This window comes from Glutamicibacter sp. B1, from assembly GCF_039602135.1.
Lineage (GTDB): Bacteria > Actinomycetota > Actinomycetes > Actinomycetales > Micrococcaceae > Glutamicibacter > Glutamicibacter ectropisis.
The window spans coordinates 1,470,368-1,489,740 of the sequence record NZ_CP125942.1 but is presented as its reverse complement, the minus strand read 5'-3'; the positions used below and the strand labels follow the sequence as shown (position 1 = coordinate 1,489,740).

General features: G+C 51.1%; 14 protein-coding genes. 3 read left to right on the top strand and 11 right to left on the bottom strand.

Annotated features, from left to right (window positions below; genetic code table 11):
- The 5 genes from QMQ05_RS06925 to serA all read right to left on the bottom strand — a co-directional run bounded on the left by QMQ05_RS06925 (nt 1) and on the right by serA (nt 7,626).
- Complete coding sequence (locus QMQ05_RS06925) at nt 1-777, bottom strand: hypothetical protein (RefSeq protein WP_345474121.1); 777 nt, start codon at nt 775-777, stop codon at nt 1-3.
- Nucleotides 774-1,841, bottom strand: coding sequence for a GSCFA domain-containing protein (locus tag QMQ05_RS06920; RefSeq protein ID WP_345474119.1), 1,068 nt, complete (start codon nt 1,839-1,841; stop codon nt 774-776). Before QMQ05_RS06920 ends, QMQ05_RS06925 begins: the two co-directional genes overlap by 4 nt.
- Nucleotides 1,842-1,877: 36 nt before the next feature.
- The gene (locus QMQ05_RS06915; RefSeq protein WP_345474117.1) at nt 1,878-3,680 is read right to left on the bottom strand and encodes a hypothetical protein; all 1,803 of its coding nucleotides are present in this window, start codon (nt 3,678-3,680) and stop codon (nt 1,878-1,880) included.
- A 25-nt stretch (nt 3,681-3,705) separates the two neighbouring features.
- Entirely contained in the window at nt 3,706-4,716 is a 1,011-nt protein-coding gene (locus QMQ05_RS06910) for a polysaccharide pyruvyl transferase family protein (protein ID WP_345474115.1), read from the bottom strand.
- 1,314 nt (nt 4,717-6,030) lie between these two features.
- Nucleotides 6,031-7,626, bottom strand: coding sequence for a phosphoglycerate dehydrogenase (serA, locus tag QMQ05_RS06905; protein WP_345474113.1), 1,596 nt, complete (start codon nt 7,624-7,626; stop codon nt 6,031-6,033).
- Nucleotides 7,627-7,967: 341 nt separating this feature from the next.
- Between serA and lhgO the strand changes: the two genes are divergently transcribed.
- The 3 genes from lhgO to QMQ05_RS06890 all read left to right on the top strand — a co-directional run bounded on the left by lhgO (nt 7,968) and on the right by QMQ05_RS06890 (nt 12,859).
- Nucleotides 7,968-9,170 carry an L-2-hydroxyglutarate oxidase gene (lhgO, locus tag QMQ05_RS06900; protein WP_345474111.1) on the top strand — a complete coding sequence of 401 codons (1,203 nt, stop codon included), beginning with the start codon at nt 7,968-7,970 and terminating at the stop codon, nt 9,168-9,170.
- A 289-nt stretch (nt 9,171-9,459) separates the two neighbouring features.
- Complete coding sequence (locus tag QMQ05_RS06895) at nt 9,460-10,053, top strand: acyltransferase (RefSeq protein ID WP_345474109.1); 594 nt, start codon at nt 9,460-9,462, stop codon at nt 10,051-10,053.
- A 97-nt stretch (nt 10,054-10,150) separates the two neighbouring features.
- Nucleotides 10,151-12,859 carry a WecB/TagA/CpsF family glycosyltransferase gene (locus QMQ05_RS06890; protein WP_345474107.1) on the top strand — a complete coding sequence of 903 codons (2,709 nt, stop codon included), beginning with the start codon at nt 10,151-10,153 and terminating at the stop codon, nt 12,857-12,859.
- Between the two features lie 51 nt (nt 12,860-12,910).
- Here QMQ05_RS06890 and QMQ05_RS06885 read toward each other — a convergent pair whose 3' ends face one another.
- The 6 genes from QMQ05_RS06885 to QMQ05_RS06860 form a co-directional block, all read right to left on the bottom strand.
- The gene (locus QMQ05_RS06885; protein ID WP_345474105.1) at nt 12,911-13,648 is read right to left on the bottom strand and encodes a hypothetical protein; all 738 of its coding nucleotides are present in this window, start codon (nt 13,646-13,648) and stop codon (nt 12,911-12,913) included.
- Nucleotides 13,645-14,973 carry an O-antigen ligase family protein gene (locus QMQ05_RS06880; RefSeq protein WP_345474104.1) on the bottom strand — a complete coding sequence of 443 codons (1,329 nt, stop codon included), beginning with the start codon at nt 14,971-14,973 and terminating at the stop codon, nt 13,645-13,647. Before QMQ05_RS06880 ends, QMQ05_RS06885 begins: the two co-directional genes overlap by 4 nt.
- 10 nt (nt 14,974-14,983) lie before the next feature.
- Nucleotides 14,984-15,796, bottom strand: coding sequence for a hypothetical protein (locus tag QMQ05_RS06875; protein WP_345474102.1), 813 nt, complete (start codon nt 15,794-15,796; stop codon nt 14,984-14,986).
- 97 nt (nt 15,797-15,893) lie between these two features.
- Entirely contained in the window at nt 15,894-16,763 is an 870-nt protein-coding gene (locus QMQ05_RS06870) for a glycosyltransferase (protein ID WP_345474100.1), read from the bottom strand.
- The gene (locus QMQ05_RS06865; RefSeq protein WP_345474098.1) at nt 16,760-18,100 is read right to left on the bottom strand and encodes a hypothetical protein; all 1,341 of its coding nucleotides are present in this window, start codon (nt 18,098-18,100) and stop codon (nt 16,760-16,762) included. The genes QMQ05_RS06870 and QMQ05_RS06865 overlap by 4 nt, the downstream gene beginning before the upstream one ends.
- Complete coding sequence (locus QMQ05_RS06860; protein ID WP_345474096.1) at nt 18,097-19,353, bottom strand: glycosyltransferase family 1 protein; 1,257 nt, start codon at nt 19,351-19,353, stop codon at nt 18,097-18,099. The genes QMQ05_RS06865 and QMQ05_RS06860 overlap by 4 nt, the downstream gene beginning before the upstream one ends.
- Between the last annotated feature and the right edge of the window lie 20 nt (nt 19,354-19,373).

The window sequence follows — 19,373 nt, the reverse complement described above, 5'->3', positions numbered from 1 at the left end:
CTACTTCCCTTGCCCCTCATATAATTCATCAATAATGCGAGAAAGCATCATTTTTCCAAACGTCTTGTTCATGTGGTAAAAATCGCGGCGTTCGAAAAATCCCCGCTCATCAGGCCCATCTGGTTGCCCTAAACAAAAAGTTGTCTTGGTCCATATAGAGCCGCTCTTGGTCTCTTCGGGTTGATCGACAACGCGGATTCCGTTAGATATGAATCGATCTTTTTGAGCTTCATAATTCTCAATCAAATATTGCTCAGACAGATTGTCTGTGAAAGTGTGAAACGCTTCGAGGCGTTCACCAGATTCAGTTCCTGCCCATTCAGCAGGCAAAGGCGCAGGAACAAGAGTTATAGGCTTATCCGTCACGCGCCTAAGAATAGTGATTAAACGGGAGGCCTGCGACTGCGCGATGATGTGATTCGTGTATGAAGCTGAGACCTCCGGAGTTAGCAATTGCCCACCAAAGTCAAAAGGCAGAATGTCAGGTTGGTATTCTTTCCATCCTTCGATCAACGACACCGCTGAAAACCCGAAGCCAAGAACTACAAAGTGGTCCCAATCCTCAGTGAAAATTGTCGATTCAGAAGCCTTTTCGCCCTCAATTTTGACCATGTCTAGGATGGCCACATCATTAGCGCCGACTAACTTTAACGGCTGTTTCCCATAAGTTCTCGAAATATAAAACTTACGTTGCTCGTTAGGAAACTTGGGCTCCACTCCGTGGGCCGTAACGGCAAGGGGCGCAAGATGTGAATTACCGATAAAACAAATTTTCATTTTGCAAATATCTCCAAAATAGAATCGTCACAGAAAACCTGTTCATCTGCAATACGTTCTTGTTTTCCCGTTAACGTAGAATTTTCGAAGGGTGTATGCTCAGAGAAAAAATAATTCATAACTTTTTCAACAGCTTCAGGCTTTACATTACGTCCAGTTTTATCAAACGGTGAGTTTTCCACGTAGCTCGCTGAGATAACTTCGTACGACGGGAAATAATCAACATCTTGGCAGCGTCGGATTATCTCGCCTGCAGCGGCCCTAAGCACCGCTTTAGAGTATGTAGTTGCCGTGAGTACATGATCACCAGTTGCTGTGGCCGCCAGCGGAACTGGAGATACAGTGAGAATAAACTTGATCCTAGGATTGATTCGACGGGCCAAAATACGGAACTCTAGAAAATCTCGAACGACTTCTGTGTAGTTAAAGTTTTTGAATTCGTACTTTTCAGCATCAAATGAACCGGCTACGGTTCCAGGGGCCGTCGGATAGACAGTGCCGTCCGTTTTTGACACCCATCCTTCCGTGAGACCCATCGTAAAGACAAATACGTTAGCTTGCTTCAATAACTCGAGCACAGCCCTAAGGTGAACTTTACGATGCCTTAAAACCAATTCTGGGTTAGCGTGTCCGCCTGGGAAAATCGTTGGACGAAGAGCATCGTAATATCTACCTTCGCGTTCCCAGACGACTTCTTCAGGTACCCGGTCGCCAATGGCTTCTCGCACAAGTTGTGCCAGCTGGCGAGTATAATAGATATTTCCATAACGTGCAGAGTAAATTCCATACCCGTGTTCAGCAGCACCGGAACTAGTTAGATTATCTGGGGCGGGTTCAGCATCAACGACATTGTATCCATTTGAACGCATGTACTTGGCGATGTGTTGAGCAAAGCAACTTCCAGCGGTAGCTATGCGGTCAGTAGCTTTGATTTCAAATCGCTTTCTGTACAAATCGGGAATGGTTGCAACCGAAGAGGTCCGCATACCAGTCTTCCAATAAGTCCGCCTCGGATTGTCCCTATAAGGCGACTCGGGAACCGGAAAATTCTGCGTATCTGTCATATCAGAAGCTCTCTGCCGTTTGCGTTTCAGACTCGATCAGTCTAGCAAATGATAACTCAAAAGCCGCCCAATCGAACTCCTTGCGAATTGAAGAGGTAATGAATGATCCGACAGTTTAGTTTTGGCTTCTTCCACAATTGGATTACAAATATCACCCAATCCATGAGCCTTGGCTATCTCAAATCCGCTTAGCATCAATTTGGACAAAGTCTCTCGGTCTTTGCCCAACATATGCCCCCTCTTCTCGGCTAATGCAGCTAGAACGAACGAGTATCCGTTGACAACTTCATCCACGCTTCCTTCAATCTCAAATTTGTAGATTTCTTGTGGATGGATCTGTCCACCCAGCGCGAACAGCCTGGCTTCTACTTCAGAGGCCGAAATATTCTTGCGGTCATCATCATAACGATAAGAAGCCATCTGGGGATTGATAAGCGAAATAATGTCATGAATAACGCTGAGGGATTTCCCCGAACGCACTGTCGCTTTCCACGCGTCAGACCTAGAAAGACCTACAAGTTTTCGATTCATAAATGGCCTGACCCCGATCATAGAAGTCGTGACAAACCGACCACTATGAAGCGCATTTCGGTGGCCTAGATAGTGCCATTCCGAAGCAATGGGGTCTTCAAATCTAATGCCCATCTCTAGCATTGCTACTTCTGTTTCGGCATAAAACGCATCTGCAATTGGCTTGTCTTTGATTGTCCGGTGAATTTGAGCCATCGAACGCCACCCGTATTGGCCCTTCGCCAGTTCAGCACCATGACCGCCGATATTGAAGGTTGGATGACCGGTTACAATACGGTCTGGCAGTACCATAAAATCGTAAAGACCAGAACTAGACAAGTACCAGAGACCAAGCGGATTCTCGACGCGTTCAATTTTACGAATCGCTGCGTTGGGAATTTCCTTGTTTAAAGGTAATCCATGGATCTGCGCCAGTTCAGCGACGACCAAGAAGTCTTTCTGATGTTGTGGTGCGGAGTTCTGACACGATATTTTTGCCTGGCTTTTCAGCTCCTCAGTTAGAGTCATGGAGGCAATATTTACTCGCGAGTCAAGACCACCGCTCACCGCCATATTTACGCGAGCCGGACCTAACGATGCCAGACTAGATAGCAAACTTACATAGTCAATGGTGTATTCACGAATGGCCTGCTCATAGGGTGCACCAATGTCTGCCCCAAAAATCTCGGGCAGGTTGTTGCTTTGTAAGTCTACACTCAACCTTTTCCCAAGTCCTACGCGGATGGTGGAGCCCAAAGGGACCATCTTGATCTGGTCGATCATAGTGTTACTACTTAGCATTTGTCCGGCCATTGCGTTTGCCCAAGTACGAGCAGTCACTGACGTGACATTTACCGTAATCGGCATAGACAGGATCCGTCGGATCTCTCGTAAGACGTAAATCGAATCTGAAAACACGGCGACGTCACTAGCAACTGATCTAAACAGAGGGCAGAGGTTAAAGAGGTCATTTGAGATCTCGACGTGGTTTGATTCTTGATTCCACACGCAACTTATGTAGCAACCTTCGACAGATCTTGCGCTAAGGGATCGTTTGTCAACTACGGCAAAATTGCTAGATTTTCCACTGAAAAGAATTTTCTTATCTCCTCCACCAAATATGGCGTATCCACGGAAAAATACTTTATTCTTGAGATCAGTTTCAGTTTCAGCTCCGCGACTTACTATCAAAATTTTATAATCGGAGCCCAAATCTTGTTCTACAATTTCGGAACTATACCGTTTTTCTAAAAATTCATTAGACATTAGCGATGAGCGAATAGTATCGATCTTTGATTTTACGCCAATTACAATAAGATAATTCGACATAAGCATTTCTTCCTTTTAAGATTATTTACGATCTTTTTAATTGATGAATTGTATTAATTATTCCGGATAAATGCGAAATCTCAGCGTTAGCCATATCTCTGATATGCTCTTTCGTAAATACAGACGCAGCCGTTGCCGAACCGATCCCACGGAAAACTGGATCCATCACTTCCATAATCTCCAGGGGAATTACGGTAGACGGGGAATACCTAGTCAAAGCAATAGATTTCGAAGTTTCCCTCAGAGAGATATATGGAATCCCATACTTCGCAGCAACTACAAGCGCGTGGAACTTTGCACTAATTACTAGATCTAATCCACGTAGACGATCAAGCATCTGTGTCGTGTCGCAGAACAGCTCAGCGTATTCTCTTAAACCGTTCCGCCGAAGATTATCAAGCTCCCTTTCCCGTTGTTCCCCAGTTGCCAGCACCATTAATGTCGCATTAATCTTCCCACTGGCGTGGGCAGTTGAGAGCCGATCCCACAATCGCAAATCTGATTGTGTTATCTGACTCTTATTGAGTACAAATCCGATCCTAGGCACGGCATTGAAACTCTGAGTTCGCCCTTTAAGCGCAACATAATCCGCAAACACTAGATCAGGAACTGTTCGGACGGGTACTTTGGGGTTGAGTTTTTCAGTTATCCATTCAGTGCTCCGTTCATCACGTGCGCTTAATGAGAGAACGTTGGTTGAGCTAAAGAACTTTTGCAGGCGAGGTATGACATCAGGTCGAGTCAAGTTCGATTCTTCAGCTACCCCTATACCAGACACCACAATCGGCTTGGCAGTCCAAGCGCCATTCCAATACAAAGGCGAAATTGATTCAATTCTAATCAAGTCACCTCCACCAATTAGGATGGCGTCGACCGATGAAGCCTTTGAAACAGCAGACTTCGTAAAATATGGTTTCTCGATCAAATCATTCATGCGCGTAATCTCGTGTTGGCTTAATGCTTCACGCCAAATATTGAAGAATAATTCGTCGCCGAAATTGCCCCAACCGAAGAACCCGACCAAACCGATACGCAAAGCGTCCTCCCCAAGAACTCGATAACCGACCGCCAACAGCGACTCGGAATGACCTTCGATTCAACATCTGGAACTAAATTAAGCTTAAGAAGTTTCGAAGACATAAGGTTAATACTGAAATATTAATGATCGTCACGTGAATCACTTCACTCATACATTCTATCTGCTGAGCAAGAAGTACTTTAGCTTGTAACAACGGAAAACATCGACGAAGTATCAGACGATTGTATTCAATCTGGTGTTATAGTCACCTTCGCATCTTCAGAAGAATGATCCCCACCAGTCTCGAAGACTCGACGAATGCAAAGTCTAAGAATCCAGAGCTCTGGTGAACCGGCTTTCTAAAATCTATTTGGTTCGTATCATAGACCGAATTCTGCAGTCTGCGTATTGCGGTGTACTTGCCTTATTTTATTGGTAAAAATAGTTCGCACACCAACCCAAAGATTCCACTGTCAGCAACAGTTACGGCTGCACTTTCCGATTGATCACGATCCGGCACTTTCTACGTCTCACGAGCACAGTTGCAGTGATGTTCTCCTTTGGGCGTAGCATTTTATACAGCAGTCCTACTTGGAAGTACCTGTGCGCGTATCAGATAGTTAGGCAGCAAGAATCGGGTAGTGTTTCGGTGAGCGCTATCAGGAGTCGGCCTGGCGTGCGAAATTCTCTCGTGAACCTGTTGCGCGGTTATTAGAGTTCATTCTGAGCTCGTCGGCACTTGCATTCGATCGGCTTCTCGTCGTGGTTACGTTGGCTCCAGATCGAGGAGAAGCGAAAATCGTCCGGAGGCAGGCAAATTGTTACGAGCCAATCCTAGAACGACTCAGCTTGATATAGGTCGCTCTCCGCATTAGACCTGCCCCATTCATCTACGGGTGCTGGTGCGCAACGGTGTCGACTGCTGTTGGTAGCATCAGCAGCACAGATTTACAACTGCGATGGTTGATCTTCAGATCTTTGTCCGGCTGACGGCGTCATTCGCAAACGTTTATAGGTACCATTCATTACACGCACTATTGCTACCGCTTCGGTATAAAAACGCTTTCAGTGCTTCTGCCGGACAGCATTTGTCCCGTTAGAGACAGATCTGTCCCCTTGCCAGCAGTTGTCAGATCTCTTCACACGTCAGTATCAGGTAAAGGCGCCTACATCCACGTAAGCGCACGAATCGGGATCTACCAACGCGGAAGGGTACGGCTCCGATAAATATCGGAGCCATACCCTCGTGGTCCCATTGTGGGAATTTCAAATTGCTAGTTTAAACCTATTGACTTGCATACGGAATAGACAGCTTTTACGAGATCTTGCTTGTTAGTCTTCCAGGTTGATCTCGCGAGCCACGCTAGCACCGATAGCCGCACCCACAACGTCCAGCACGCCGTGTGGAAGTGCCGAATCGATGTTGATGACTGCCAGAGCTTCGGACTTCTTCTCGTCACGGGAAACCTGCATACCGGCGATGTTCACGCCCTGCTCCCCCAGCACGTTACCCAGGGAACCAACTACGCCTGGACGGTCTGCGTAACGAACAACGATCATGTGATCAGAAATTGGGATTTCAATTTCGTGACCGTTGATGCCAACGAGCTTTTCAATCTGCTTTGGACCGGTCAGGGTACCGGCTACTGCAAGCTGAGCACCCTCGTTGCTGGAACCCTTGATGGTCAGCTGGTTGCGGTACTCAGGTGAATCGGTGGTGGTGATCAAACGGGTTGCAACGCCACGCTGCTCTGCCAGTACCGGAGCGTTGACGTAGGAGACCTGCTCCGAGACAACATCCATGAAGACACCCTTGAGTGCGGAAAGTTCCAGGGCCTTGACATCTAGCTCTGCAATTTCACCGGCAACTTCAACGTCAATGCTGGTCAATGATCCAACAGCCAGTGCGTTGAAGATTCGACCCAGCTTTTCAATCAGTGGGATACCTGGGCGGACGTTCTCATCAATGACGCCACCGGCAACGTTGACTGCATCTGGCACCAGTTCACCTGACAATGCCAGGCGAACCGACTTAGCGACAGATACGCCCGCCTTTTCCTGAGCTTCATCGGTCGATGCACCCAGGTGAGGGGTCACGGTGACGTTGTCGAATTCGAAGAATGGAAGATCGGTGCTTGGTTCCTTGACGAATACGTCAATACCAGCGCCAGCAATTTCCTTGTTCTTCAATGCTTCATACAGAGCGGCTTCATCAACCAAGCCACCACGAGCTACGTTCACAACGTAGGCAGTGTCCTTCATCTTGGAGAAAGCGTCCTTACCCAGCATGCCCAGAGTTTCTGGGGTCTTTGGCATGTGGATGGTGATGAAGTCAGCTTCAGCCAACAGTTCATCCAAGCTCAATAGGGTGACACCCAGCTGAGCCGCACGAGCTGGGGTGATGTAAGGGTCATAGGCAACAATTTCCATGCCGAAGCCCTGCAGACGAGCTGCTACTAGGGCACCGATGCGGCCAAGACCGATGATGCCGGCCTTCTTTTCAAAGAGTTCAACACCGGTGAAGGAGCTACGCTTCCATTCGCCGTTCTTCAGCGAAGCATTAGCTGCTGGGATTCGGCGGGCCAGCGAAACGATGTGGCCGACGGTCAATTCTGCAGCGGAGATGATGTTTGAGGTTGGAGCGTTGACTACCATCACGCCGGCCTGGGTGGCTGCCTTGATGTCAACGTTGTCCAGGCCTACGCCTGCGCGGGCAATAACCTTCAGGTTCTTTGCTGCTGCGATGGCTTCTGCATCTACCTGAGTGGCAGAGCGGACCAAGATTGCATCTACATCGGCGATGGCTTCGAGAAGCTGAGCGCGGTCAGCGCCGTCAGTCTGACGAATTTCAAAGTCGGGACCGAGAGCAGCAACCGTTGCTGGGGAGAGTTGCTCGGCCAAAAGTACGATGGGCTTAATGTCAGACACGGGTGTGGCACCTTTGCGATTTCATTGGGCTGATGCTTGCAAGTAGGCAGCTTTTAACGACTGCCGTTGAATCAAGCGTAACCCTATGTATCCCCCGTTTTGGTGCGAAATCACGCATGTTACGCAGAGAAAACCCTACTTTGTGAAAACTTTCACTTATTACATAAAATGTGACAGGCCTTGCGTAACCATTAGCTCCGTCAGCACTTAGGGCTCCCCTGACTGTGGTTCCTTCTCATGTACGCCCACCCCATAGACCTCGACTCGTCTGGTCGCTACGATCGCTCTTGAAGCCAACGCGAGTACGCGGGATAGTAGCTTGAAGTTCTAAATGGGGATTCATGGAACAACATATCGGCATCATTGGCGGCGGGATTCTTGGAATAGCCATTGCACGCGCAATCACATTGCAGACCGGATACCGGGTTACCGTGCTAGAAAAGGAAAGCAACCTAGCAAGCCATCAAACTGGTCGAAATTCCGGAGTGGTTCACGCTGGACTTTATTACCAGCCAGGTTCACTCAAGGCCGAGCTATGTGCCAAGGGCAGGGCGCTAACCCGTGAGTACTGTCAGGAACATCAGTTGCCTTATCAAGAATTAGGCAAAGTTGTCGTAGCTCTTGATGAAAGCCAACTAGGACGGCTCAACGCCATGGAAGAACGAGCCAGAATCAATCAGGTCCCAGGACTATCGCGACTAAACCGTGAAGAGTTACTAAGCATAGAACCACACGTCAATGGCATTGCTGCTTTGCATTCACCCCGCACCGCTTCTGTGGACTACCGCGCCATCACCAAGAAAATGGCGGAAGAAGTCACCGATGCAGGAGGAAAAATACTCCTCAACTCCGAGGTCTCGGCAATCAAAATCAACACAGACACCTGTCAAGTGAACACCAGCCAGGGTACACATACTTTCTCTGAAATGATCGTCTGTGCGGGTCTGCAATCCGACGTCATTGCCCAAATGGTTGGAGCGGATCCTTCCCCTAAGATCCTCCCCTTCCGCGGAGAATATTGGGTCATGAGTCAAGATTCTGCTGCCATGGTCAAGGGGATGATCTATCCAGTACCCGACCCCAATTTTCCTTTCCTTGGAGTGCACTTCACTCGCGGAGTCGATGGCGACGTTCATGTAGGGCCCAATGCCGTACCTGCACTCGCGCGCGAGGGCTATGACTGGAAAACTATCTCTGCCAAAGACACGTTCGATTCATTACGGTGGCCGGGGGCCACTTCGCTCCTCATCAAATATTGGAAGATGGGCCTGACCGAAATTGCGGCGTCCCTGTTCAAACCTCTCTACCTGAAACAAGCCCAGGGTTATCTACCGCAACTGCGTTCTTCAGATTTGGCTGCTAAAGGGAGGGCTGGAGTGCGCGCCCAGGCATGGAGTAAAGACGGATCGCTGCTTGATGACTTCGCAATCGACCAAGTAGGCCCGGTCACCTTACTACGCAATGCGCCCTCCCCTGCAGCCACGTCAGCGATGGCCATAGCTGAGTATGTTCTAAAGAATTATCCGTTGAAACGCCACAGTTAAACGTTCACGCTCACCACTCACGGGATACAGATACGTTTCTGAACCTGAAACTGGCACTCATATTTTCCCCTGACCCATACCCGGCCTCTTGAAGAGTAAAGCGCGGTACGCAAGATCTACTACCTCAGATCTACGTGCTTTCTAAGACTGTTTTCCCTCTGATTACTCTCGTTCTGCGCTGATCAATTTCCCGCCCTCAATTGGGATTCTATGCTTTTTGAAAGGGGTACGGCATTGGGGGCCGAACCCCACACGGTTCTTCGCGGACCGGAACCTTGGGGGAAATTTCATGACTCGCATTGAACGTACCGCCGATGTCGCATCAACAGCGGACATAGGCAAAGACAGCAGTATCTGGCATCTGGCTCAAATCCGCGAGGGAGCAGTCCTTGGCGAGAACTGCAATATCGGCAGAGGTGCCTACATCGGTCCCGGTGTCATCTTGGGAAAGAACTGCAAGATACAAAACTACGCACTGGTTTATGAACCGGCCCGCCTTGACGATGGAGTTTTCATCGGCCCAGCCGCCGTATTGACCAATGATCTGTTTCCCCGCGCCGTCAATCCAGATGGCAGTCGCAAAAACGATGAAGACTGGGACGCTGTCGCAGTGAACATCGGACAGGGAGCATCCATTGGAGCACGCGCCGTCTGCATTGCCCCGGTGAACATTGGTCCGTGGGCCATGGTGGCAGCTGGTGCCGTGGTCAATCGCGACGTCCCCGCACACGCTCTGATGGCCGGAGTCCCCGCACGCCAAATCGGCTGGGTAGGAACCGCAGGCCGACGCCTTGAGTACAAGGACGGCTGCTGGCAGTGCCCCGCCACCGGTGAACGTTACGAGAACCTGGGCAACGCCTTTTTGTCTCCTGCTTCAGCGTAGCGACCTCTACTTCTCCAGATATCTCTCTGCTCTTGCCCGCGCAACACCTCTTGATGCATGTTGCGCCGTGGCCTTCACAAGACATTCAAGGATGATCATGACTGTAACAACACAACATGCCAACCTCGCGGGAATCGTCGTGGATTTACTCGCTCAAGACACAACAGTTACTCGCATTATCGACCATGCCCTACAAGCTAAAAAAGAACCGTCGCTTAGGCCGGCGGCACTATCGGTGGTATCGGTGAATCTAGACCACATCGTGCAATTCGGCCATGGGAGTTGTTGGCACGACACCCTCGGAGACTCATTGCATCCCACCAGGTCTTTGAGTTGCCTGTCCGAGACATCAAACGTTCCAGCGATGAAATGGTTGAATCTGTTGGACGGTGCGCCCTTGGTTGAACGCGTCAAACAACTCTCCGGTCAACGATGGCCACGCTTGGCGGGAAGTGATCTCATTGGCCCGCTATTAGATGAAGCCGAACACCACGGATTAAGGGTGGGCTTCCTCGGTGGGCAACCTAGCATTCAAGCTGACCTAGCCGCGCAACTGGCACAAAATCGCACGCGGCTGAAGGTCTCAGGATTCTGGGCTCCTGAACGCGAGGACATAGAAGACGAGGAACGATCATTGCTCTTGGCCGAGCAGATCCGAGAAAGCCACACTGATATTCTCGTGGTCGGTTTGGGCAAACCCCGTCAGGAGCTATGGATGGCATCTTACGGTTCCCTCACTGGTGCCAGCGTCTTATTAGCTTTCGGTGCCGTGGTTGATTTCTTGGCTGGGACTGTACAGCGTGCGCCACAACAGGTTTCCGAGCACGGGTTGGAATGGGCTTGGCGACTGGCTTTGGAGCCACGTCGGCTTGCGCAACGCTACCTCGTGAATGACCTTCCAGGACTGGTGAGTCTGCAGCGCCGAAGCATGCTGATAGAAACAGAATCAGATGCAGATACAGAAATAGATACAAGACTTCTGTCTGAGCCATCTCTACCTGAATCCCAGCACCAGCCTAGCGGCGACGGGCGCTTCATCGCAGACCGAGAATTTGCAGATATATCGGTTCTTGCCGTGACCTACAACAACGCCAAGTCAGTGGATCAACTCATCGACAGCTTGCGTGTCGAAGCCAAAGACTTGCGTCTTCGAGTCATCATTGCCGATAACCAGTCAACTGACACGACCGTGGAACAGCTACGGCAACATGATGACGTCATTGTCGTTCCTACTGGTTCTAATTTGGGATATGCCGGCGGGATTAACGTGGCACGCCAGCAGGCCGGAGATTGCACTGCGGTCCTGGTACTCAACCCAGATTTGGTAGTGGCGCCTGGTTCCATTCGCCGTCTATTGCAACGCATGCAGCACAGCAATGCCGGCATCGTCGTCCCACGACTGTTGGAAACAAATGGGCAGACCTATACTTCGTTACGCCGCGAGCCGAGTCTGCTGAGGGCTACCGGCGACGCGCTATTCGGCGAGCGCCTTTCTCAACGGCCTGGTTGGAGTTCAGAAATCGAGTACAACCCCGAAAGTTATGCTCATCCACATTGCATCGATTGGGCTACAGGGGCCGCCCTGCTGATCGAATCAGCACTAGAACGTCGTCTCGGAGCATGGGATGAGCAGTTCTTTTTGTACTCCGAGGAAACTGACTACTTCAGAAGGGCCCGAGAAGCTGGGGCCAGCATTTGGTATGAGCCTGAAGCACACATGACCCATCAGATGGGCGGTTCTGGGTCCTCGGTGCGGCTAGAGGCGTTGATGGCGGTGAACCGGATCCGCTATGCCCGTAAGCATCGCTCTGCCCGCGCTGCCGCCTATTTCCGTTCTGTGGTCATTGGTCATGAAGTGTTGCGCAGTTGGAAGCAAGAGCGCTACGGGATCCTGCAGACCTTGGTGAATGAATCTTCTTGGAACTTATTGCCGGCAGCTTCTGATAGCCAAGATGATGCCCAAGAATTCCCGTGTGGCACGGTGATTATTCCGGCACATAATGAAGCAGCTGTCATTGCCCGAACTTTAGAACCATTACAGCCCTTAGCCCGTGCTGGATTGGTTCAGGTCATTGTTTCTTGTAATGGGTGTACTGATGACACAGCACAAATTGCTCGCAGTTTCGAAGGAATTCAGGTTCTTGAGTCCGCCATCTCTTCCAAGGTAGCGGCACTGAACTTGGCTGACGCTCATGCCACTGAGTTCCCCCGTTTGTACCTAGATGCAGATATCAAGATCACGGCGAGCGCCTTGCGTATGGTTCTAGAGCACTTAGCCAAGCCAGGTGTTCTGGCGGCACGTCCTGCCTTCGCCTATGACACTGCTGGCGCCTCTTGGCTAGTCAAATCCTTCTACCGTGCCCGGCGACAAATCCCCAACACCAATCAAGCACTATGGGGCGCTGGAGCCTACGGGTTGAGCAATGAAGGAAGAAACCGTTTTGATGAATTCCCCAGCGTGACTGCCGATGACTTATTCATTGACCAGCAATTTACTCCTGAAGAGAAAACCGTACTGCCTTCGGTGCCGGTACAGGTGAAGACTCCACGCTCCACACAGTCCTTACTGGCTATTTTGCGTCGCAACTACCGGGGCCAGAATGAACTAGATCGTGCCAACCAGGCGGCGGACAGTACCCGCTCCACCGTACGGCAGTTGCTGGCCACAATCTCCGGACCGCTCTCTGCTGGGGACGCTCTGGTTTACGCCAGTCTGGTGGTCTTGGCCCGTGTGACGAAGAGACCTCGCATTGCTTCGAAGGGTGCACTATGGGAGCGGGACGACTCAAGCCGACAATCGGCTTAGTCTGTTCTTCGTTCTTGGCGCTAGTACGCGTTCGGTGAGGAACTAATACTTCTAAGCGTCGACAGACACTGAGGCTGCTTGAAATTCCATCCGTCGCCGCTTGCGCGTTGCCCGCTTCCGTCCGACTGCGCTAATCAATAGATCACCGAGGTGCGCTGCCGCATAGGCGACGCTGATGATAATCATGCCCACGGCAATCTCTGCGCGGCTATTGCGTACCCAGGCGTAGGCGGCCATTGGTTGATCTGGTGACATTTCGGTGGTGATCCGCGCTTCTTCGAGAATTCCCATGTCTACTTGTGGCTTGAGGCTAAGGGATCTCAGAGCATCAAGCGTCGTTCGCATGTTATCCAGCACTTCAGTTTCGCTTAGTCCAACGACTTCAACACGCAGTTCGGCCCGGTTGAAATTCGTCTGCCATTGTCCGCCAGCATTAGGTAGGTAAACCCTGATTCCATGCTTGACACCCGTGGCATACAAATGTGCATCCGTGGGCTGAGGGAGATCTTGAGTGTCTCTGCCCTCATTAAACTTGCGTTCTACAAGTGCCGCGAATTGCACCGTGCTCCCTGCTTCAGCACGGAGTGTATTTCCGCCTCCCACCGCATTGGGCGGAGGAAGGAAAAGAACATTAACCGAGGAATAATACACGCCGCTTGCGTTGTGTACATACAGTAATCCTGGCATCATCAGCAAGATAGCTAGTACCGCTAGGTACCAGCGACGGGTCAGCACATAGCGGCTTTGGGCAAACCTTCGACTCAAGAAATCAGGCAGGTTTGTTTTCATCGCATTATCACCTCGCCTGGCGGGATCTTTAGCGGTCTTTGGGCCAGCGTCGCGTACGCGCCTGCTAAGCCGATCATGAGGAACACAAGGCTTCCTGCTTGCGGAAACGCGAGACAATCAAAGAAGGCGCAAAGCAAACTACCAGCTGCCAGCGCGGCGAATATCGAGAATCCGAGTGCGCGGAGAAGTGTTCCTTCAAATTTTCTGCGTCCACTGAGCACAGCGCCCATGCATATCAGGAGCAACAGCAAGAAGCATCCTAGGCCAACCACTCCGGTCTCAATCAACATCAGCAAGTATTGGTTGTCCACGATGTGGTAGTTGGGCAAGAAGGTTCCTGAACCTCGGCCAAAGATGGGCGAGACTTTAAGAAATTCAACGGCGGTCCCGTACGCGCTGGTCCTTGAACTGACACTAGTATCGTCACCGCCGAAAAGTCCCATGATAGTTCCGGCCATTCCAGGGACAACCACATACATGGCAACCATCCCAAAACCGAGAATGACGAACATGAAATTACGCAAGGCACGCGGCAAAGTGGGAATCATGATCAGGAACGCGGCCGCTGCGCCAATTAGTGCCGAGCGGCTGACCGAAAGCGCCGAGCATATGCCGATAGTGACCACTGGATACCAGCGCACCACCGTGGAGGAACGCCGATCATAAACTGCAACAGCAATGCAGAGGGGCAAGAGCATTGACAGCACAGTGGCGTATTCCAGTGGGTGCATTGCGGTGGCGACGGCACGGACGAAACCACCACGTTCGTCGACTCCAGACGAACCGATGCTCTGTAATCCTGGCACCACGAAGAGGTTGATAACGCTGATGCCGGTGAAGAATTGAAAGAGCCCAAGGGAGGCGTAGGCCGCTCCAGTTCCGCATAAAAAGCGCACGAAGCTAATCAACCGTTCAGTGCTAGGAATGCCATCGGAGGCAATCAATACCAGGCCAACCAAGGCGATGAACTTTAGTAGCCCCATATCGGCCATATTCAGTTCAGACACCGGCAGGGACATGATGTTGGCCGCGGCGTAGGAAACTACCATGGCTCCCAAAAAGCAAAACAGGGCTGCGCGTATAAGCCTGGCTTCGATGGGTCTGTACCCAGCGGAATATCGAATTCTATGCCAGATCCACCAGAGTACCGCCGCCAGTGCATAAAGAATTGCAGGAGAACCTGCCGCGCCCAGAGCAACAATCCGCTGATCTGAAGGAATGACGTACTGGACAATGACAAACCCTTTAAGCACGGTGACTGCATCCCATTGGTGCGTCTGCCCTAGATCTGGAGCAGGAGGCCGGAAGCGAACTTCAGATGACACCTTGCTGCCCCTATCTATCAATCAGGGCATTGTGCGAAATTCGGTGGTGTTTATCGTCCTCTGTGAAGGCTGTGGTTACTGGCTCCCTGAGGATTGGTTTGTCCGCATTAGACTTGCTCGACAGCGAAGCATCGGGATTCTCTGAGTCGCTTATGTCCATGGATTCCGAGGACTCTTGAACAGCTAGTCGACCCTTTTTCTTGGCTTTCTTTGCTGCGCGGCGCACCTTGAGCTTGTTGAGCATTTGATCGATCCACCCAGTAAAAAGCAACGTCAGAGCCACTCCGCCGCCAGCACCGGCAATCATCATGCGCATCTGCTTCTTGGTCACTTCGGTTGCCTCGTGATCCTGCACAATAGTCATGACACTAATTCTTGCGTTCTCATGTACGCCCAAGGCATCTTGGATAGCCACAAGATTTGGAGGCATGGATTTCAGAAGCTTGTCGACAATGTCGAGTGCAACATCTCCTGTTGGGGCTTCACTTTCAATCAAGATAATCGGCCCCGTGGTGGTTGCGTCTTTGGCCAAGCTATAGGTCAGATTCGGATCATCGTGAAGTATCTTTTGGGCAATTGAATCCGAGTTCATCCGCACTATCAGCACGCTCATGGCTTGATCGAGTCCACCCATGTAGAGATATGGGTTTTCCCCTTCAATGACAGCCGTCTCTGGCGGAACCAGGACGACGCTCGCCTCAGCTTTGTAGGTGATGGGTATGTACTGTTGAATACCGTACACACCGGCGGCAGTGGCTAAGATGCCAACAATAACCAGATACCAGCGGCGCAATAGTGCATGGCCAAGATCGTGGAGAAACATCTAATCCACCGACCATGTTGGATGATTTTTATCGCTGCCGAATATGGCAGTACTAGATACATGAATGCCCATTTTGTCTCCCCCAGTCGACATAGGACTACGCAAAGTTCCGTACTCGTTGAATCAGATTCTTCAATCGATCAAGTGCGGCTTTGCCCCCAAATTTGAGAATTACTTCTTTGATACTCCGACGTACAAATTCATACGTTCGGCGCTGTGGAGTACTCCACCACTTTTCCAGCAGACGCTCCGTCAGTCGGGGCGCGGTCGCCGCATCGATCAATTCCCCAAAGATCGCAACGAAACCGTCAGGACTAATTCGTTGGCCGTGGACCCGATTACTCACATTTCGGCCGTGAATAACCTGCAGCCAACCCGGCGCACCATTAATCGCAGTTATGGGCATATGATCCGCCAACCTATTGTGCCAGTCAACCCAACAGGTCAATGGACTGTCCCAAGTCTCCACGACCGTGCAGAACGCATTTTGTTCATCGGTATTCAGGTAAAGAGATTCCTCCTTCAAGATGAGCCCTTGGCTCACGTAAATAGCTTGCGGATAGTGCTCTGTTTCGATTGCTTGTATCCGCTCTACGAAGTCCGTGGCTAGGCCGTCATCATTGTCTAGATTTGTCGTCATCAGGTGTGCGTTCTTAGCCCCCGATACCCGGTGCAGGTCTTCAAACAGGTCTTCTCTGCTCACCTCTTCACGGAAAATTGGGACGAATACGTCATCGAAAACCCACGCTGATATTTTGGACTGCAGCCATTGCGGGGACTGTGGGTCAAAGTAGATAATCCAAGAAAAATTTCTTGTGCTCTGAGCGCGGACCGCCGGAAGACAGTATTTTTCAAAGAGTTCCACTCGGTCACGCAACCACCCTTCTTGAGCACGAATGTGACTCTCTGCTCCTAGCGAAGGCAGATTAAAGCGAGTCAAAAGCACATGATCAACATTGTTAGTCATAGCTGCACCTTGTAGATGTGATACGAAGATTCGGCTTCGAAGTGATCTGTAAAGCTGCCATCACTTTCCGGTGTGATCTGCCTGTCTTCGTCAACAACTTCGATCGGTTTACCACGCAGTTGTTCGGGCAGCGTGAACTTGCGTTCACCGGTCTGCAACGTATCGTCAAGCATCGCAAAGATATAGGCGCTACCGTCGCTAGTCTTGAGCATGGTGTCCAGCCCCGGGCCGAAATCAAAGACGTAAGACTGCGTATTGAGCACCTGCGCCAGGCTTTGAATCTGCCGGTTGATCTCTCCCGCCGCCGCGACCTGTTGCGCTGCACAGTAGTGATCGATTATTTGTGATTGGCGGACCAACGCTCCGGCAACGCACTTACCACTCAGGGATTGGTTAAAATAAACGATTCCCCTAGCTTCATGAATCAGTGAATTCATGACTGCGCCCTTGAGCTGTTCCGGAGTTATAGCGCTAATGTAGTCAGCGTCCTGGCCTGGGCCTCCGTTATAGATTTCAACAAACTGCCACAAGCGCTGAAGTTTGCCATCAGCATTGTCTCGATGACGCAGGGCATCCATGGTTTTCCCATAGCTGGAGGCAGTGCGGCAATTCTTTTCTGTTAACTCGAAAAGATACGCATGTTCCAGTGGTCTCTGGCTACAGAAGGGTACCGTGTACCAATACATGTCAAGGGAAACGACATCCGAATAGCCATTAACGTACTGTTGCGTATCCTGATCAGACATCCATTGCGCCATGATGATTTGCGTGTAGTTGGTGTATCCGAACCGGCCCGAATCCCGATTTGAATCGGCAGCATCCTGCATCATCTGTTGCCCTTTGGGCACGTCAAATCGGCCATCAACTTCGTCTCCGAGGAATTCTCCAACCCAGTTGGTCGATTCATCCGTAAAAGTGTCATTCAGTTTGCTTCCCACCCAGTACATTCCATTGTCTGCAAACAATGAGTAAGGAGTGGCCGGATCCATGCCGATATAGGTGTTAAACCCCAATGACTTGTCGTACTGAACTTCTTCGTTAGTTGAAACAGCGTTGAACCAGAGCGCAATGGGGAAGAACGAGCTATCCGACCAGCCCGCAGCACTAGTTTTTTCGAATGCATTCCAATAGTCGGCACCGCCTTCCCACGGCACGGTGGGCAGGTTCAATGGGCCCGAAGGCTGGGACTCCTGCTCCTGCCCCGAGACTTCCACGCCCGGCGCTGCTTCACCTGAGGTCAGCATGCTGCAGGAGGCCGTCAAAAGAGCAACAGCAATCAGCGTCAGCAGGGGCAGCGCCGGGCGAATTATTCTGGTGCTCAGCTTGCCGCGACTCATGAGACACTGCCTTTCAACCCCTCAGAACGCGGCACGACTCGGGCAATGTGATCTTCGATTTCCCGCAGTGTGAGCTTGGCCGTGTGCGACCAACTCTGCGGAAGCTGAGAAGCTGCCTGCTGTGCTTGTCGTTCCAAATCCGGGGCCCGCACTACGCTGCGCAATGCTTGGGCTAGTGCCTCGGGAGAGGGTGGCGCCCACACTGCGTAGGAAGCGTCCTGCCGGGCGGTGGCTGATTCATTGAGCACCGGAACATTGCCCGCGGCCAGTAACTCACTGGCCACCAGAGATATGTTGGTGAAGGACATCGCCAAGCTAGCAATCGTTGAGTTATACAGGTCGTTCAGCTGCTGGGGAGAGAGATTGCCGTGGTTTACTATCGGGATATTCCAACCGCTCACTTCATCACCATAGAGGTGTATTGGTTGCTCGGGGCACAGCTGGTGGAACCGTTCCAGCACCGCCTTGGCCAAGAGGTAACCTCTGCGGTCATTGTCCTTACGCGCGTAGTAGACGACTCCCGAACGATCCGGGGTTCCCTCGGGCCTGGTCCGTCGGAAATAGGTTTCTCGGTCACAACCAAAAGGAACAATGACGTCAGGGGTGATCCCTGCACTGGATTCCAGTTCGCTGGCCACCATGCCGCCGAGGGCAATAGTGTGAAACCCTAGCCGGTAGCTGTCCTCAGCCAGCTGGTATAGGTATCCACGAGGATAGAAATAGGGTTCAAAATCCTGGACGAAGTAAAAGCAATTCATCTCTTGTGGTGCTCGTGAAGCAACCACATGAGCGGTGGGCCAAGAACTGGCGATCAGTGCGTCATAGCTCGAGTCGATCTGCGAGGCACCCACTATGTCAGCGGTCAGCCAAGGCCAGCCGGTGCGCAAGGCCTCTTCATGCCGGGCTACGTCGTCGTTATCACGGTCATAAAGTACCAGCGTGCATTCGTGGCCTGCGTCAATGACGGATTGAACCATGCGGAAGAAGGTTGTATGCCCGCCGGAACCAATGGTTGGCGGGATACACACCCAACCTATTTTTAAGCGAGCAGATTCGCTGGCCACCGCTGTGTTTATCTCATATGTACTTAGGTCAATAACGTCACTACGACGCAAAGGAAAATCAAGCTCGGCCAAGTTCCATCGTGTGTTCATCCGTTGAACGACTTTTCTCGCCAACCGGCGTTTGATCCCATCCAAACCATCGTTCTTGGCGACAGTTCTGAGCCGTTGTATCCCCTGTTTCAGCATCATTTTTCCATTCCCCCAAATGT

Coding starts and splice junctions, on each gene's coding strand:
- QMQ05_RS06915 (WP_345474117.1), bottom strand. CDS start 3,680: ATGTCGAATTATCTTATTGTAATTGGCGTAAAATCAAAGATCGATACT.
- QMQ05_RS06920 (WP_345474119.1), bottom strand. CDS start 1,841: ATGACAGATACGCAGAATTTTCCGGTTCCCGAGTCGCCTTATAGGGAC.
- QMQ05_RS06860 (WP_345474096.1), bottom strand. CDS start 19,353: ATGATGCTGAAACAGGGGATACAACGGCTCAGAACTGTCGCCAAGAAC.
- QMQ05_RS06865 (WP_345474098.1), bottom strand. CDS start 18,100: ATGAGTCGCGGCAAGCTGAGCACCAGAATAATTCGCCCGGCGCTGCCC.
- QMQ05_RS06890 (WP_345474107.1), top strand. CDS start 10,151: ATGACTGTAACAACACAACATGCCAACCTCGCGGGAATCGTCGTGGAT.
- QMQ05_RS06885 (WP_345474105.1), bottom strand. CDS start 13,648: ATGAAAACAAACCTGCCTGATTTCTTGAGTCGAAGGTTTGCCCAAAGC.
- QMQ05_RS06895 (WP_345474109.1), top strand. CDS start 9,460: ATGACTCGCATTGAACGTACCGCCGATGTCGCATCAACAGCGGACATA.
- QMQ05_RS06875 (WP_345474102.1), bottom strand. CDS start 15,796: ATGTTTCTCCACGATCTTGGCCATGCACTATTGCGCCGCTGGTATCTG.
- lhgO (WP_345474111.1), top strand. CDS start 7,968: ATGGAACAACATATCGGCATCATTGGCGGCGGGATTCTTGGAATAGCC.
- QMQ05_RS06870 (WP_345474100.1), bottom strand. CDS start 16,763: ATGACTAACAATGTTGATCATGTGCTTTTGACTCGCTTTAATCTGCCT.
- QMQ05_RS06925 (WP_345474121.1), bottom strand. CDS start 777: ATGAAAATTTGTTTTATCGGTAATTCACATCTTGCGCCCCTTGCCGTT.